We start from the raw sequence: 15,326 nt of genomic DNA, 5'->3' as shown, positions 1-15,326 counted from the left end.
CTTCCCTGTCGAGCGGCTCGTGCTAGCTGGGGGGAGTGCTCCTCGGCCGGGCCGCGGCGACGACGCGGTAGGCGTTGCCGCCCCGGCCGCCCGAGGTCATCACGTGCAGGAGCAGGTCGAGCCCGAACGCGAGGGCGACCACGGGACTGGCGACCGCCAGCACCATCCGCCGGAGGAGGCGCTGCGCCGGGCGCACCGGCCTGCCCAGCCACGGCCACGACGCCGCCGCGGGCAGCGCGCGGTTGAGCGCGGTCAGCACGGCCGCCACGTTGTCGAAGGGCTTGTTCGCCGCACCGAGCTGCAGGCGGACGACCTCGAACCCGCGCTCCGCCAGCATCCGGCACAGGTTCCGGTGCGGGATCAGGTGCAGGTTCTGCGGGGCCATCCAGCCGTACCAGAACCGCCCGTGCAGCGCGGCGAACCGGCTTGCGGGGTTGACCAGCTCGATCAGCGCGACACCGCCGTCGCGCAGGACTGTGCGTGCCGCGTCGACCTCCGCGGCCGGGCAGGGTGTGCGCTCCAGGTAGTGGACCATGCTCACCACGTCGAACTCGCCCGCGTGCTGCCGGGCGAACTCGGTCAGCGGCGCGTGGGAGGCGACGTCCACCCAACCCAGCCGCGCCCCGTCGCGGAGCACCGGGCTCGGGTCGAGCGCCCAGAACCGCGTGCCGGGCAGCAGCTCCCGCGCCACGGCGCACAGGTGGCCGTGCCGCGCCCCGACGTCGAGCCACCGCGCGGGCGGCGGCCCGTCCCCGAGCAGCCGGACCAGCGTGCGGTACGCGGTGGCGCGGAACCGGGCCACCGAGGCGTAGTGGTCGCGGCCGATCCCGTCATATGAATCCCGGTAGTAGTAGGCGAGCCCGATCTCGGTCAGCCGCGGGTTCTGGAAGAGATGCCCGCAGGAACGGCATTCCCACATGCGGAACGAGCCCGGTTTGCACTGCCGGGTGTCCACCAGCTCGATCCGCGGACGCACCGCGCCCGCCCCGCACCACGGGCAGGACTCGGCCAGCGGGTGGAAGAACCGGTCCCGACCGGACGCCAGCTCGCGCTCGTACTCGGCGCGCCGCCGCTCGAAGCCTGCGTCGTCGGCGGCCGGTGCGGACGCGATTGGCTGCATTCTGGGCTTTCCTCCGATGCCGGTACCGCGAGGTGCGGCCGAGAAGTGCGCGGAACTCGGGGTGGTTCGGGGCGGATCGCCGCCGTGATCCCGGTTTTCCGAACGTAGATGACCCTCAGGTGGTCTGGCAACGGTCGGGCGCGAACCCCCCGATGCCGCAGTCGCGCATGAACCAGGTGATCGTCCGGCGCAGCCCCTCGGACAGCGAGACGGCGTTGCGGTAGCCCAGCGCGCCGATCTTCGCGGCGTCGCAGTGCTGCCGTTCCAGCGCGCGCGGCATCCCAGTCCCCGCAACGACTTCGTAGCCGTTCTCCAGGATCGCGTCCGCGCGGTCCCGGTCGTGCGGTTCGCATGCCTTCCTGGCCTGATCTATCATCTCCTCGACCAGGTCCAGCGTGGTGCGGTGCCCGGCAGGGGCCATGTTGTAGACCTCGCCGACGGCCCTCCGGTCGACGGCGATCAGCGTCAGCGCGCGCACCACGTCGCCCACGTAGGCGTAATCCCGGCCGTGGCCGAGGGAGCCCTGGTAGATGACCGGCGGCAGCGGCCCCTGCGGGGCGAACACCCGGCTCAGCGTGCGCGGCACGATCCGCGACCCGGTGTTGGCGTCGCCGGGCCCGAAGACGTTGCACAGCCGCAGCGTGGCCACGGGCAGGCCGAATTCGCCGCCGTAGAGCCGGACCAGGTTGTCCGCCGACATCTTCCCGACGTCGTAGACGCCGTGGGCGTCCAGCGGGGACGACTCCACATACGCCTCACCGGCCAGCTCCCCGTACACCTTGTCGGTGGAGGAGAAGACGAACCGCTGCAACCTCGTGCACGCGGTCCTGGCCGCCTCCAGCATGTTGATGGTGCCGCCGATGTTGGCCACCAGCGAGCCGTGCGGGTCGTGGAAGGCGGCCTCGATGGTCGAGGCCGCGGCCAGGTGGAAGACCAGGTGCGGGTCCACCGCCCGGACGACCTCGACGCAGCCGGGGAAGTCCGAGATGTCCAGTCGCACCGACTCCACGCCCGCGCCCGGCCGCGCCGCCCGGTCGACCACGACGACCCGGAACCCCTGGTCGGACAGCGCCGCGGCCAGGTGGGTGCCGATGAAGCCGCAGCCGCCGGTGATCAGCACCGTGCGGGCGGGATCCCTGCGCTGCATGTCGCGGATTCCAATCGGGCGTCGCCCGCGCTCGGCGGCTGCCGCGGGCGTGGGGGTGATCGGGCGGGGCGAGGGGTCAGCGCGCGGGCGCGGCGGCCCGGTCGCCCTGGTCCAGCTCGTCGAGGTGCTTGCTCAGCGCCATCCAGAACCGGCCGTTGTGCCAGGCCAGCGCGGCGACCGTGCTGAGGCAGTGCGCCGGGATGTCCTCCGGCGGGGGCGCGGCGTGGCAGGCGACCGAGTGCGCGTCCAGCCAGCGCAGCAGCGCGCGGCCCGCCTCGCTGAACCGCAGCGACGGGTCCTTGCGCAGGGCGAGCATGATCGCGGCCGGGTCTACTTCGGACCGCACGGGCGCGCTGGCGCGCCGCGGCTGCCGGGCGGTCCCGTCGGCCGGGGCGGCCTTCGCCGCGCCGTCGCGGCGCACCGGGACCGGGTCCTCCCCGGAGCTGAGCCGGTTGCGCACGTCCAGCACCGTCGACGGCGCGATGCCGACCGCCCTGGCGATGTCGCGCAGCGACCGGCTCGGGTCGGCGCTGATCAGCTCGCCCGCCAGCCGCCTGCGCTCGGAGCTGTCCAGCGGGCGCAGCCTGCCGTCGCGGCCGACCCGGGTGTTCGACTGTCTGCCCGATACGGTCGAACACCGGCGGATCGCGCTGACGGTCGTCGCCGCGAGCCCGCTCACCAGCGCGATCCACCGGTCCGACCGGCTCGGGTGGGTGGCGACGATCCGCGCGGCCGCGGCCTTGCGGTCGGCCAGCGTCAGCGGCAGGCCGTTGACCACGTTCGCCTCGACCGCGAGCACGAAGGCGTCGTCCTCGTCGCCGTCGAAGAACCGGGCCTCGATGCGCCGCTGCTCGCCGAGTTCGGCGGCGCGCAGCCGGTGCACCCCGTCGATCACCCGCATGGTCGGCCGGTGCACGATGATGGGCGGCAGCCGCGCGCCGGTCTTGGCCAGCGCCTGGACGTGCTCCTCGCTCACCCCGCCGGTGCGCGGGGTGTCGCCCAGGCGCAGCAGGCCGACCGGGACCAGCTCCGGCGGCGGGCCGCCGCAGCGGTAGCGCTGCCAGAGCGACGGCGCCTCGGCGGTGTCCCCGACCTCCCCGCAGCCGTGACGATCCATGCAAGCCATCCCTTCGACGTGCGACGGGCAGGATTCGATTCCCCCATCGGCAGGCGGGAAACCCCGGTCCGCCGCCAGCTCGATCGCCGGTGCCGCAGGCCAGTTTCCCCGAACTGCGCACACAAACGCGCACACGCCGCGCGTACAGTCGGTGACGGTACGTGGGGGAGCGGGGAAGGAGATCGTGGAATGCAGCGGGCACATGCCGTGGAGTTCACGCTGCTCGGGCCGGTGGGGGTGCGCATGTCCGGGCAGCCGCGACCGCTGGGCGGCCCCCGCCAGCGGGCGGTGCTGGTCGCCCTCCTGTTGCACGCCAACGAGGTGGTCCGGACGCGCCAGCTGCTCGACCTGGTGTGGTCGGACCTGCCCACCTCGGCCGAGTCGAACCTGCGCACGTACCTGACCAGGCTGCGCCGCATCCTGCGGGTTCCGGACGAGGCGGAGTCCCGGTTGCAGACCCGCCGCGGCGGGCACCTGGTCACGGCGCACCCGGGGGAGCTCGACGTCGACCGGTTCACCGAGCTGGCCGCGAAGGGGGAGCAGGCCGAGGACCCGGTGCTGGCGTGCGACTTCTACGAGCGCGCGCTGCGCACATGGCGGGGCCGGGCGCTGGAGGACGTGGCCACGGGCCACTCGCTGGAGGCCGAGGCCGCCCGGCTGGAATCGCAGCGCGAGCGCGTGTACGAGCAGTACCTGCACACCCGGCTGACGCTCGGGCAGCACGCGGAGGTGTTGCCCGAGCTGCGTGCCCTGCTGCTGCAGTACCCGCTGTGGGAGCGGATGGCGGGCCTGCTGATGATCGCGCTGCACCGCTGCGGGCAGCGCACCGAGGCGCTGACGGTGTTCCGCAGCACGCGCAACCGCCTGGTGGAGGAACTGGGGGTGGAGCCGGGGCAGGAGCTGCGCGGGCTGCACCAGCGGTTGCTCTCCGACGAGGTGCCGGTGCGCGCGGCCCCCATCGTGCTCGCGCCACGCCCCGAGACCCCGGGGGTGTACGAAGTGGACTCGGACAAGCCGGACGTACCTCCGCAGCGTGCCGCCCGCGCGCACAGCCGCCAGTGGCAGCACCGGCCGCGGTCGGCAGGCCGGGTCGAGCCGGGGGCGCGGCCCGCGCAGCTGCCCGTCGACGTGCCCACCTTCACCGGCCGGGAGGCGGAGCTGGCCGAGCTGCTGGCGCCCCCGGGGGACAACGGGCAGACGATCACCACCATCGACGGGATGCCGGGCAGCGGCAAGACGACGCTGGCCGTGCACGCCGCGCACCGGCTCGCCGCCCGCTACCCCGACGGGCAGCTCTTCCTCGACCTGCACGGGCACACCGACGGCATCGACCCGCTGGACCCGAACGAGGCGCTGGGGCTGATGCTGCGGGCGCTGGGCGTGCCCGCCAACCGGATCGCGGCGGGCACCGAGGCGCGGGCCGGGCACTACCGCTCGCTGCTTGCCCACCGCCGGGTGTTCGTCGTGCTGGACAACGCCAGCAGCGAGGCGCAGGTCAGCCCGCTGCTGCCCGGCTCGGGCGCGAGCCGGACGCTGATCACCAGCCGCAGGCGGCTGACCGGGCTGGCGCACCAGGCGGGATCGCTCTCGCTCGACGTGCTGCCCCCGGCCGACGCGGCCGCGCTGTTCACCAGGATCGCAACCCCGCAGCGGATCGGGGCCGAGCCGCCCGACCTTGTGGCGGAGGTCGTCGAGCTGTGCGGCAGGCTGCCCCTGGCCATCCGGCTGGCCGCCGTCCGGCTGCGCGACCGGCCTTTTTGGACGCTGCGGGACCTGCGCGACCGGCTCGCCGACCCGGGGCGGCGGCTGGCCGAGCTGTGCGCGGGGGAGCACGGCGTCGCGGCGGCGATCGGCCGGTCGGTGGCCGAGCTGGAGCCCGACCGGCGGCGGGCGCTCACCCTGCTGGGGCTGCACCCGGGCGCGGCCATCGATCTGAACGCGGCCGCGGCGCTCGCCGGGCTGGACGTGCCCGCCGCCGACCGGGTGCTGGGGGACCTGGTCGACGCGCACCTGCTGCGGCAGACCGCGCCCGACCGGTACGAGCTGCACGGCCTGGTGCGCGCCTTCCTGCTCGACCGGGCGCAGGGGGTCGACCGCCAAGAGGTCCACGACGCCCGACGCCGCCTGCTCGACTTCTACCTGCACACCGTCGACGCCTGCGACGCGGCGGTCCACCCGGTGCGCAGGCACGCGGAGCTGGCCGCGCCGGACCCGGTCGTGGTCCCGCTGCGCTTCGCCGACGCCGAATCGGCGCTGGACTGGTGCGACTCGGTGCGCGCCGACCTGCCCGCGGTGGTCGAGGCGGCCGGGCGGTACGGCCTGCTCACCCACGCCTGCCAGATCGCGCTGCGGCTGGAGGGCTACATCGACGCGCGCGAGCGGTGGGCGGCGGGCACCGCGACCTACGACGCGGCGCTCGGCCCGGCCCGGATGCTGCACGACCAGGAGGCCGAGTGCGAGCTGCTGCTGGGCCTGGCGTTCGGCTGGGCGCAGCAGCAGCAGTACGAAAGCGCTCTCAACTACTACGCGGCGACGGTGAAGCTGTGCAAGCGCACCCGGACCCGCTACCTGGAGGGCTTCGCCGCGATGGGCCTGGCCGAGGTGAGCAGGCGGCTGCGCCGCTTCGACCAGGCGATCGAGTCCTACCGGCACGCGGTGGCCGTCTACAGCCGCACCAAGGACACCACCGCCCTCTGCGCCAACCTCGACCGGCTCGGCAGCATGTACCGCGAGCTGGACATGATCGACGAGGCCATCGACTGCTACCGCCAGGCGTGCGAGCACAGCGAGCAGTCCGGCAACCCCCGCAACGCCGCCCGCTTCCTGATCAACCTCGGCCAGTCCTACCTCCTGCGCGAGCGCTACGAGGAAGCCACCGCCGCCACCACCCGCGCCCTGGCCCTGTGCGCTGCGGGCGGCGACCTCGACGGCCCGTCCCGCGCCCTCACCGAGCTGGGCAAGCTCCAGCTCGCCACCGGTGAGCGCGAGCAGGCCCTCGCCCACCTCACCACCGCCCAGGAGCTCCTCTCCGACCTCGACGACCGCCCGCCGGGCAAACCCACGCGCACCACCCCGAGCCGCTGACCCGGAGCGGTCAGATGCGGATGTCGCGGCGGGAGGGGGCGTTGAGCTTGCGGCGGACCTTGACCACGTACTCCTCCACCGTGCGGCGGGAGAGGAAGAGGGCCTGGGCGATCTCCCGGTTGGTGTGCCCGGCGGCCAGGAGGCGGGCCACGTCGCGCTCGCGCGGGGACAGCTCGCTGCCGTAGCCGCGGCGGCCGCGGGGGGAGGGGGTGGTGGCGCCGGTGCTGCGCAGCCGGTGGCGGCAGCGGGCGGCGTCGACGGTCGCGCCCAGGGCGTCGTACCGGCGGGCCAGGGTGTCGAGGGCGTCGGCGTTCGCCTGCTCGGCGAGCTGGGTGGCGCGGTAGGCCAGGCCCAGGTCGCGGTGCTGGCCGATCGCGTCCCGGTAGAGCCGGTCGGCGTCGGGGTGGTCCTCGGCGGCGGCCAGCCGGGCGCGGCAGCCGGTCAGCGCCGCCCGGGCCAGCGGGGCGTCCACGCCGCCCAGCCCGGCCGCCGCCTCCGCGACGAGCTGCCGCGCCGCGTCCGGGCGGTCGACGGCCAGGTAGCAGTCGACCGCCTGGGGCAGGATATCGCCCGACCACACCCACGCGCCCTTGCGCCGCAGCACGGCGACACCGCGCTCGACGTGCTCCTCGGCCGCCTCGGCCTTGCCCCGGCTGAGCAGCATCCCCGCCATCCCGCCTGCCGCGCCGATGCCCACCGGGAAGACCTCGCCCGCGCCCGCGGCCTGGAACGCCTCCTCGGCCCGGCCCCACTCCCCGCGCGCCGCGGCCAGCCAGCCCCGGGTGAGGTTCAGGTCGGTGGTCAGCAGCAGGTTCGCGTACGCGGCGACCAGGCGGTCGATCCGCTGCTCCAGCCCCGCCCACCGCCCGCAGAGCCAGTCCAGCCGCACCGCGGTGGCCTCCGCGGTGCCGACGACGTAGTCGGCGGCCACCCGCTCGGCCAGGCTGATTCCGTCGCGCAGGAACTCCCGCGCGCGCCGGTAGTGCCCGATCCACGAGCAGGCGTCCGCCAGGTTGCAGTGCGCCCGCGCCAGGTGGTGGATCTCGTCGGGGTCGCGCACCTGCGCCGGGGACGGCAGGTCGGCCACCCGCTCCCAGGTGCTCGGGTCGCCGACGATGAGCCGCCCGCCCAGCGTCGTGGCCAGCAGCGCCATGCGCAGGGCCGGGGTGGGCAGCCGCTCGGCGATCCCCTCAACCCGCCCGAGCGAGGCCCGGTTCTCGGCGATCGACGCGCCGCCCAGATACGGCCCCGCCACCGCGGCCAGCCCCCGCACGGTCCGCTCGGGCTGGTCGGCGAGCAGGTCGACGGCCTGCGCGATCTCCGCAGCGCCGCGCCCGATCTCCCCGGTCTCGCGCTGCAGCAGCAGCCCGAACCACAGGTGCACCTCGCCGCGCACGTCCGGGGTCAGCCGAGGGTCCGCCAGCAGCCCCTCGACCCGCGCGGTGACCGCCCCGCCAGGCAGCCCGCTCAGCGCGTGTCCGCACAGCGCCACGGCCAGCCGATTGGTGTCCGCGACGCTGGTCGCCGGATCGGCCAGCACCTGCGACAGCAGGTCAACGGCGGTCGCCGCGTCCGCGGCCGCCTCGGCGGCCAACTCGGCGTACCGCAGCCAGTCCCGCACCATCCCGGCCGCCTTGGCGTGCGCAGCCAACCGCCCGACCGGCGCGGGCTCCTGGACCGCCAGCACCGCAACCGCGCGTTCGTGCAACTCCCGCCGCCGCGGCCCAGGCAACCCCGCAACCACCACCCGCCGCGCGATAGCGGGCCACAGCCCGTAGCGATTCGGCTCCTCCTCCACAAGCACACCGACCGCATGCTCCACCGCAGCGAGGACATCGGCCGACCCCGGCACGCCCCGCACGGTGGCGACCTCGGCGACCGCCCGCTGGGCAATGGTGGGCTGCGCCCCGTAGCGGTTGGGCTCCTCCTCTGCAAGCGCGCCGACCGGATGCTCCACCGTGGCGAGGACGTCGCCCGACTCTGGCCCGCCCCGCACGGTGGCGACCTCGGCGACCGCCTGCCGGGCGGTGGTGGGTTGCGGCCCGTAGCGGTTGGGCTCCTCCTCCGCAAGCGCGCCGCTCGGGTTCTCCGCCGCGCTCGCCGCCGCGGCGAGGACGTCGGTCGCCCGCCGCGCGGTGGCGGGCCGCAGGCCATAGCGGTCGGGCTCCTGCGCGAGCGCACCGATCGGGTTCTCCGCCGTGCCCGCCGCGGCGGCGAGGACGTCGCCCGATTCCGGGGCGGCGAGCATGGCGGCGGTGTCGGCGGCCCCTGGCCGGGTGGTGGGCCGCCGTGTGTGGCGGTTGGGCTCCTCCTCCGCGTGTGCGCCGCTCGGGTGTTCTGGCATGCCCGCTGCCGCGGCGATGAAGTCGGCCGACTCCGGGACACCGAGCATGGTGTCGGCGGCCGCTGGCCGAGCGGTGGTGGGCCGCAGACCGTCGCGGTTCGCTTCCTCTTCCGCGAGCGCACCACCCGGGTGCTCCCTCGTGCCCGCGACCGCGGCGAGGATGTCGGCGGACTCCGGGACGCCCAGGACGGCGGCGGCCTCGGCGAGTGCCCGGGCGCCTGCGGGTAGTGCCCGCAGGCGCTCCCGCACCGCGTCGGCGACCAGTACGGGTGCCTCGATGCCGTCGACCAGCTCCCGGGCGCGGTCGCCGTCGGCCCGGACGTCACGCAGCGGGTCGGGGAGGGCGCGGATGATCTCCTCGACCACGAACGGCAGCCCGCCCGACTCGTGCAGGACGACCTCGGCGAACCGCTCCGAGGCCGCCTCGGCCCCCACCACGGCATCGATCACCGCGCGCACCCCCGCCGCGTCCAGCGGGCGCACGGCCAGGTGCCGCCCGTGCACCACCCGCCCGAGCGGCGCCCCCGCGGGCAGGTCCTCCCGGCGGTAGGTCGCCACGATCGACAACCCGGGCGGCGGGTTCCCCAGGACGAACCGCAGCACGTCGCGGGTCTCCTGGTCCGCCCACTGGAGGTCTTCCAAGACGAGGACGGTCGGCCCCAGGCAGCGCAGGAGCGCGCGCACGGCCCGGAACAGCCGGTGCCGCTCGGCGGCGGGGTCGCCGAGGGCGGGCGGCGCAGGCGGCAGCCGGTCGGCGAGCTCGGGCAGGTGGCCCCGCAGCGCCCCGGTCACCGGGCCGGGCGAGCGCAGCTCGTCGCACTGGCTCAGGCAGTCGAGGAGGACGCCGAACGGGAACGGCTCGGCGAGCGGCTGGCACGCGCCGACCACCACCCGCACGCCCGTGCACGCGGCGGCGAACTCGGCGACCAGCCGCGACTTGCCCACCCCGGCCGGTCCCTCCACGAAGACCACCGGCTCGCCCCGCCGCACCGCGTCGAGCAGGGCGGCCAGCTCCGCCTCGCGGCCCGCGATGGGCACCGGACCGCATCGGACGTTCCCGTGACCTCGAGCCATGTCCGCTCCTGAACCACGCGCAGGGGATGCCCGAGAGGATAGGTCGGGGACGGGGACCGCGTAACCCGCCGCGGTCCACGATCCGTACCCCTACGGGTGCCGACCACGCTTGTTCCCGCATCGCGCAGACCGAAGGGTGATCCCGAGCGGCCCGCTGTCCCGACACCCTGCCCCGAGGGCCGCGCGATGGAGGACTCAATGCGAGATCGATGGACACCCAGGCTGTTCGCCGCGGTCATCGCGGCGACGGCGGTGGCGGCGGGCGCGGGCGTGGCCGCCGCGCAGCAGGCCGAAGCGCCCGTCGCCCAAGCCGACCGGCACCACACCGGACAGTACATCGTGGTGCTCGGCGACGGCGCCCGCGCCGCGGCCGCGGGCCAGGCCGCCGCCCTCGCCCAGCGCTACGGCGGCGAGGTCACCGACACCTACTCGGCCACGCTCAACGGCTTCGCCGTCCGCGGCCTGTCCGAGCGGCAGGCGCGGCGCATGGCCGCCGACCCGTCGGTCAGGTCGGTGCACGAGGACGGCACCGCCACGGCGACGGGGGAGCAGCCCAACCCGCCGTCGTGGGGCCTCGACCAGATCGACCAGCGCACGGCCGCGCTGGACAAGCTGTACACCTACCCGAACTCCGGCGAAGGCGTCACCGCCTACGTCATCGACTCCGGGATCAACCCGCAGCACCCGGAGTTCGAGGGGCGGGCGGGCTACGGGTACGACTTCGTCGACAACGACGCGGAGGCGGCCGACTGCTTCTGGCACGGCTCGCACGTCGCGGGGACGATCGCGGGCAAGACCGTCGGCGTGGCCAAGAAGGCCAAGGTCGTCGCCGTGCGCTCGCTGAACTGCAACGGGTCCGGCCCGGACTCGGCCACCGTCGCCGCGATGGAGTGGGTCGCCAAGAACGCGGTGCGGCCCGCGGTGGTGAACCTGAGCCTGGGCATGGACACCCTCGGCGTGGGCGACGAGCAGATCAAGGCGCTGGCCGCCAGGGGGATCGTCGTGGCGGTGTCGGCGGGCAACAACGGCGAGGACGCCTGCGGGGTCAGCCCGGCCCGCGTCCCCGAGGCGCTGACCGTCGGCTGGTTCAACAAGGACCGCACCCGCGGCGGCAACTACGGGCGCTGCATCGACCTGTTCGCCCCGGGCGGCAACATCTACTCCAGCGACCACACCGGAGCGTTCCGCACCGGAAGCGGCACGTCGATGGCCTCCCCGCACGTCGCGGGCGCGGCCGCGCTCTACCTGTCGGCCCACCCGGACGCGACCCCGCAGCAGGTCGGCGACGCGCTCGTGGCCTCGGCCAGCCCCGACCTGGTCAGCAACCCCGGAACCGGCTCGCCGAACAAGCTGCTCTACGTCGGCGACATCGGGGGCGGCACCCCGCCGAAGTGCGGGACCAGGGCCAACGACCAGGACGTGGCCATCCCGGACGCCGGTTCCGCCGTCGGCTCGTCGGTGACCCAGGAGACCTGCGACGGCAAGGCGTCGGCCGCGCTTCCGGTGCGCGTCGACATCGACCACGGCTACACCGGCGACCTGGCCATCGACCTGGTGGGGCCCAGCGGGACGTCCTACCCGCTGCAGCGCGCAGGCGGCGTCGGCGAGTCCGGCGGCGTGCACCGGGTCTTCACCGTGGACGCATCGCGCGAGGACGCGAACGGCACGTGGCGGCTCTCGGTGCGCGACATCTACCGGTTCGACGTCGGCGTGCTCACCGGCTGGTCGATCACGTTCTGACCTGAATGGACGGTTCCAGCCGTCCGAACCCTGCTTTGGAGGAGAACGATGAGAACACCACGCCTCGCCGCGGCGCTCGCCGGGGCACTGGCCGCGGTGGCGCTGTCCGCCACCGGTCCCGCGGTCGCCGCGCCGACCGACGGCATCAGCATCGCCGCGATCCCCACCGACCAACTCCGCGCCGGGGACGCGGGGGCCCAGATCGTCAACGGGGAGCGCACGACCGTGCGGGAGCACCCGTTCGTGATCGCGGGCATGCGCGTCGGCGGCGGCGGCCCGCAGGGCCAGTCCTGCACCGCCTCCGTCGTCGGCAAGCGCAAGATCCTCACCGCGGCCCACTGCATGGTCGACACCACCGGCGCCAAGAGCTACATCTACGGCGACGACGACCTCAACACCCCCGGCGACGAGACCTTCCGCACGGCCGTCGCCTCGTTCAAGACCCACCCGGGCTACACCGGCTCCGGCGGCTGGCGGACCGGCTACGACGTCGCCGTGGTGACCACCGCGGACGACATCCCGGTGCCGGAGAGCCAGTGGGCGAAGGTGGCGGGCTCCGGCGACGCCGCGCTGACCCAGCCGGGCAAGACCGGCGTCTCCCTGGGCTACGGCAAGACCTCGTCCGGGGGCGGGTCCGGTGAGCTGCGCAAGACCACTCTCCCGGTGAACGACCCCGGGAGCTGTCAGGTGTTCGACATCCGGGTCAACGGCGACCTGATGGTGTGCACCGGCTACAACGACGGCCGCACCGCGAACTGCTCCGGCGACAGCGGCGGCCCGTTCATCGTCGACGGCGTGGTCGTCGGGGTCTCGTCGTGGGGCTCCAGCGGTTGCGACCGCTACAGCATCATGGCCCGCCTGACCAACGCGATGGGGGACTGGGCCCGAGCCGAGATCGGCGGAGTCGACCCCGGCGACGGCCAGTTCGCCGTGGCGCTCTCCCCGTCCTCCGGCAAGGCCGAGCCCGGCAAGCACGTCTCGACCAGCGTCACCACCACCGCGGGCGAGCAGGGCCCCGAGCGCCTGGACCTCAGCGCATCGGGCCTGCCCGCGGGCACCACCGCCACCTTCCAACCCGCGGCCACCATCACCGCGGGCGAGGTGGCCAAGCTGACCCTGCAACCCGCGACGACCACGCAGGCGGGCACCTACAAGGTCACCATCACGGCCAAGGGCGCCTCCGGCGCCAAGTCCGCCGACTACACCCTCACCGTCGGCGACGGCGGCACCACCACCGGCCCGAAACCCGCGGCCACCCCGAACGCGGGCACCGTCCCACCGGGCGGCTACGCCAACGCGACCATCACCATCACCGGCGGCACCGGCCCCTACCGCCTCACCGCCACCGGCCTGCCCTACCCGCCGATGTTCACCCCGCAGACCGTCTACCCGGGACGGACCTCCCGCATGACGGTCATGGGCCCGTACCAACGCGGCACCTACAAGGTCACCATCACCGCGACGGACAGCACCGGCAAGACCGGCACGACGGAGTACACCCTCACGGTCCGGTAAAGGTCCACAGTGGAGCCCGTGACCCCCGCGGTCACGGGCTCCACCCGCGCCTCACCTGGGCGTCCACACCTGGCTCTTCGAGTCGACGCACGGCCACACGACCAGGGGCACCGCGTTGCCGCCGGTCCCCATGGCCGTGTCCAGGCACAACCCCGAGGCGTTGGTGATCTTCCCCGGCTGGCTGGTGCTGAGCGTCCAGCTCTGGCTGGCGGCCGACTCCCGGCAGGACCACAGCACCACCCGGGTGCCGGGGGTCGCCGCCCCCGCGGGGCCGGTGGCCACGTCGAGGCACTTGCCCGCGATGGTGACCGGTCCCGACCCGGAGGTGGTCCACTGCTGGTTCGCGCCGCCGTTGCAGTCCCACAGCGCGATCTGCGTCCCGTCGGCGGTGGCGAACCCGGGCACGTCCACGCACCGCCCGCTGACCCCGCTCCGCAACGAGACCGTGGCCTGCGCCCCCTCGGGCGCACCCGCCGCCACCGGGGCGAACCCCAGCGCGACGGCCCCCGCGACCACCCCGGCGACGACCCCGCGCCGCCGCCGCACCTTCCACCTGGGCTTGCAGTCCGTGAGATCCACCGCGAATCCCTTCTCGTTCGGCCGTCCCCGGATGCGGGGCGCAGACCCACCACAGCGCGACCGCGGCAGCGTCGAAAGCCGTCCTCCCCCCTCTTCACCCGGAGGGAGCGCCAGTTCACCCGCGCAGGCGACAGGCGACCCGGCGTCGACCGACCGGGGCTTCCAGCCAGCCGCCGGTCCGGTCGACGCATCCCGGGGAATCGACAAAGGACGTTCAATGCAGATCACTCTGATGGCGTGAGCCCGATCATCCACGCCACCTCAGCGCAGTCGCTTCAGGTGCCCAACCGCCGCGCTGTCGGCGGTTCCCCTCAGCGGAACTCGTCCATCGGCGTCGGCCAGGACGGACGCCATCTCCTCGGCGTGCCCGACCAGCAGGGTGGCCTCAGCGCGCGCGGCTTTGCCACTCTCGGGTGCCGGTGAGGACGGCGGTGTGGACGGCGTTGGCCAGGCGGAGGCCCCACCGCGACCGCGGGCCGCCGTAGGGCTCCTGGCCGCCCGACGGGCAGCAGATGACCAGCGCGTCGCTCGCCGTTCCCGTGCCTGCGACCCCGGCGTCGGCGAGCGCCTGCGTCTTCGCCTCGGTCGCCGTGGCGACGGCGTTCACCAACGCGCTGTCGGCCAGCGGCGCGGGGACCCAGCACACGAGGTTGATCGTCCCCGGCACCGCCGCGACCACCGCGGACGCCCGGTCGGCGGCGTAGACCGGATAGGTCAGCCCGACCGTCGCCGCGCACCCGGCCTCCCCGTCCCACCCGACGCTGAACCGGCGCACGGCCGCGGCGGTGAGCAGGCCCGAGCCCCGCCCGCCGAGCCCCCACCCGGCGACCAGCGACCGCAGGTGCGCGACGGGCTCGCGGTCGTAGTCCTTGTCGACCTCGGCGTTGACCACCCACTCGCCGGGGCCGATGCCGCCGCCCAGCACCGCGCTCGACGCGCACCGCGTGCCCGCGGGCAGCCGCCACAGCAGCGCGGGCCGCCCGTCCGGCTGCTCGACGATCTCCGGGTTCCCGATCACCCCGGCACTGTACGGGAGGACCGGTCCGCGTCTGCGTTCTCGTAGCGCAGCAGGACCGCCCCCGAGGCGAAGGTCCGGCTCTCGACCAGCCGCAGCTGCACCCACTTGCTCAACGACGGGAAGAACGGTGTCCCGCCGCCGACCAAGGCGGGCGTGACCACGACGTGGAACTCGTCCACCAGCCCGGCCCTGATCAGCGGCGCGGCGAGCGTGGCACCCGCCACGTCGATCAGCCCGTCGGTCTCGGCCTTGAGCGTGCGCGCGACCTCCACCACGTCGCGCCGCTCCAGCCGCGAGTTCCAGCCCACCGACTCCAGGGTCTTGGAGAACACCACCTTCGGCATCGCGCACCACAGCTCGGCGTACTCGGCGGTGATCGGGGTGATGTCGGGGTCCTCGTGGGCGGTCGGCCAGTAGGCGGCCATCAGCTCGTACAGCTTTCGTCCGTACAGCGACAAGGCCGTGTTCCGGACCTGGTCGTTCCAGTACTGGTGCAGCTCGTCGTCCGGTTCGCTCCAGCCGATGTCCCCGTTGGGGTCGGCGATGTAGCCGTCCAGCGAGACGTTCATGCCATACGTCAGCGTGCCC

At 74.5% G+C, this 15,326-nt stretch carries 10 protein-coding genes; 3 read left to right on the top strand and 7 right to left on the bottom strand.

Features of this window, described 5'->3' with window-relative positions; all coding sequences use genetic code 11:
* Positions 1-22: 22 nt before the first annotated feature.
* The 3 genes from ACWEPX_RS02235 to ACWEPX_RS02225 form a co-directional block, all read right to left on the bottom strand.
* Positions 23-1,120 (bottom strand): class I SAM-dependent methyltransferase, encoded by a 1,098-nt coding sequence (locus ACWEPX_RS02235; RefSeq protein ID WP_451895236.1) that lies wholly within the window; start codon positions 1,118-1,120, stop codon positions 23-25.
* 115 nt (positions 1,121-1,235) lie between these two features.
* Positions 1,236-2,267, bottom strand: a complete 1,032-nt coding sequence (locus ACWEPX_RS02230) for an NAD-dependent epimerase/dehydratase family protein (protein WP_451895235.1) — start codon at positions 2,265-2,267, stop codon at positions 1,236-1,238.
* Between the two features lie 76 nt (positions 2,268-2,343).
* Entirely contained in the window at positions 2,344-3,384 is a 1,041-nt protein-coding gene (locus tag ACWEPX_RS02225) for a streptomycin biosynthesis protein (RefSeq protein WP_451895234.1), read from the bottom strand.
* Positions 3,385-3,573: 189 nt separating this feature from the next.
* On the opposite strand from ACWEPX_RS02225, the gene ACWEPX_RS02220 reads away from it, so the two are divergent.
* Positions 3,574-6,468 (top strand): AfsR/SARP family transcriptional regulator, encoded by a 2,895-nt coding sequence (locus ACWEPX_RS02220; protein WP_451895233.1) that lies wholly within the window; start codon positions 3,574-3,576, stop codon positions 6,466-6,468.
* A 10-nt stretch (positions 6,469-6,478) separates the two neighbouring features.
* On the opposite strand, the gene ACWEPX_RS02215 is transcribed toward ACWEPX_RS02220, so the two are convergent.
* Positions 6,479-9,886 (bottom strand): AAA family ATPase, encoded by a 3,408-nt coding sequence (locus ACWEPX_RS02215; RefSeq protein ID WP_451895232.1) that lies wholly within the window; start codon positions 9,884-9,886, stop codon positions 6,479-6,481.
* Positions 9,887-10,084: 198 nt separating this feature from the next.
* Here ACWEPX_RS02215 and ACWEPX_RS02210 point away from each other — a divergent pair, with 198 nt between their 5' ends.
* Entirely contained in the window at positions 10,085-11,626 is a 1,542-nt protein-coding gene (locus ACWEPX_RS02210; RefSeq protein ID WP_451895231.1) for a S8 family serine peptidase, read from the top strand.
* Between the two features lie 48 nt (positions 11,627-11,674).
* A complete protein-coding gene (locus tag ACWEPX_RS02205; RefSeq protein WP_451895230.1) occupies positions 11,675-13,141 on the top strand; it encodes a trypsin-like serine protease in 1,467 nt (488 codons plus the stop codon).
* A 51-nt stretch (positions 13,142-13,192) separates the two neighbouring features.
* On the opposite strand, the gene ACWEPX_RS02200 is transcribed toward ACWEPX_RS02205, so the two are convergent.
* The 3 genes from ACWEPX_RS02200 to ACWEPX_RS02190 all read right to left on the bottom strand — a co-directional run bounded on the left by ACWEPX_RS02200 (position 13,193) and on the right by ACWEPX_RS02190 (position 15,307).
* The gene (locus ACWEPX_RS02200) at positions 13,193-13,720 is read right to left on the bottom strand and encodes a ricin-type beta-trefoil lectin domain protein (protein WP_451895229.1); all 528 of its coding nucleotides are present in this window, start codon (positions 13,718-13,720) and stop codon (positions 13,193-13,195) included.
* A gap of 385 nt (positions 13,721-14,105) precedes the next feature.
* Positions 14,106-14,738, bottom strand: a complete 633-nt coding sequence (locus ACWEPX_RS02195) for an adenosylcobinamide amidohydrolase (protein WP_451895228.1) — start codon at positions 14,736-14,738, stop codon at positions 14,106-14,108.
* Positions 14,735-15,307, bottom strand: a complete 573-nt coding sequence (locus ACWEPX_RS02190) for a dihydrofolate reductase family protein (protein WP_451895265.1) — start codon at positions 15,305-15,307, stop codon at positions 14,735-14,737. The genes ACWEPX_RS02195 and ACWEPX_RS02190 overlap by 4 nt, the downstream gene beginning before the upstream one ends.
* Between the last annotated feature and the right edge of the window lie 19 nt (positions 15,308-15,326).

It is taken from the genome of Actinokineospora sp. NPDC004072, from assembly GCF_053604195.1.
Note: the sequence above shows the minus strand (reverse complement) of the source record. Positions and strands in the feature narration are given on the sequence as shown.

Excerpts from the sequence above, each read along its gene's own strand:
- ACWEPX_RS02235 (WP_451895236.1), bottom strand. The coding sequence starts at position 1,120 with ATGCAGCCAATCGCGTCCGCACCGGCCGCCGACGACGCAGGCTTCGAG.
- ACWEPX_RS02230 (WP_451895235.1), bottom strand. The coding sequence starts at position 2,267 with ATGCAGCGCAGGGATCCCGCCCGCACGGTGCTGATCACCGGCGGCTGC.
- ACWEPX_RS02225 (WP_451895234.1), bottom strand. The coding sequence starts at position 3,384 with ATGGATCGTCACGGCTGCGGGGAGGTCGGGGACACCGCCGAGGCGCCG.
- ACWEPX_RS02220 (WP_451895233.1), top strand. The coding sequence starts at position 3,574 with ATGCAGCGGGCACATGCCGTGGAGTTCACGCTGCTCGGGCCGGTGGGG.
- ACWEPX_RS02215 (WP_451895232.1), bottom strand. The coding sequence starts at position 9,886 with ATGGCTCGAGGTCACGGGAACGTCCGATGCGGTCCGGTGCCCATCGCG.
- ACWEPX_RS02210 (WP_451895231.1), top strand. The coding sequence starts at position 10,085 with ATGCGAGATCGATGGACACCCAGGCTGTTCGCCGCGGTCATCGCGGCG.
- ACWEPX_RS02205 (WP_451895230.1), top strand. The coding sequence starts at position 11,675 with ATGAGAACACCACGCCTCGCCGCGGCGCTCGCCGGGGCACTGGCCGCG.
- ACWEPX_RS02190 (WP_451895265.1), bottom strand. The coding sequence starts at position 15,307 with ATGAACGTCTCGCTGGACGGCTACATCGCCGACCCCAACGGGGACATC.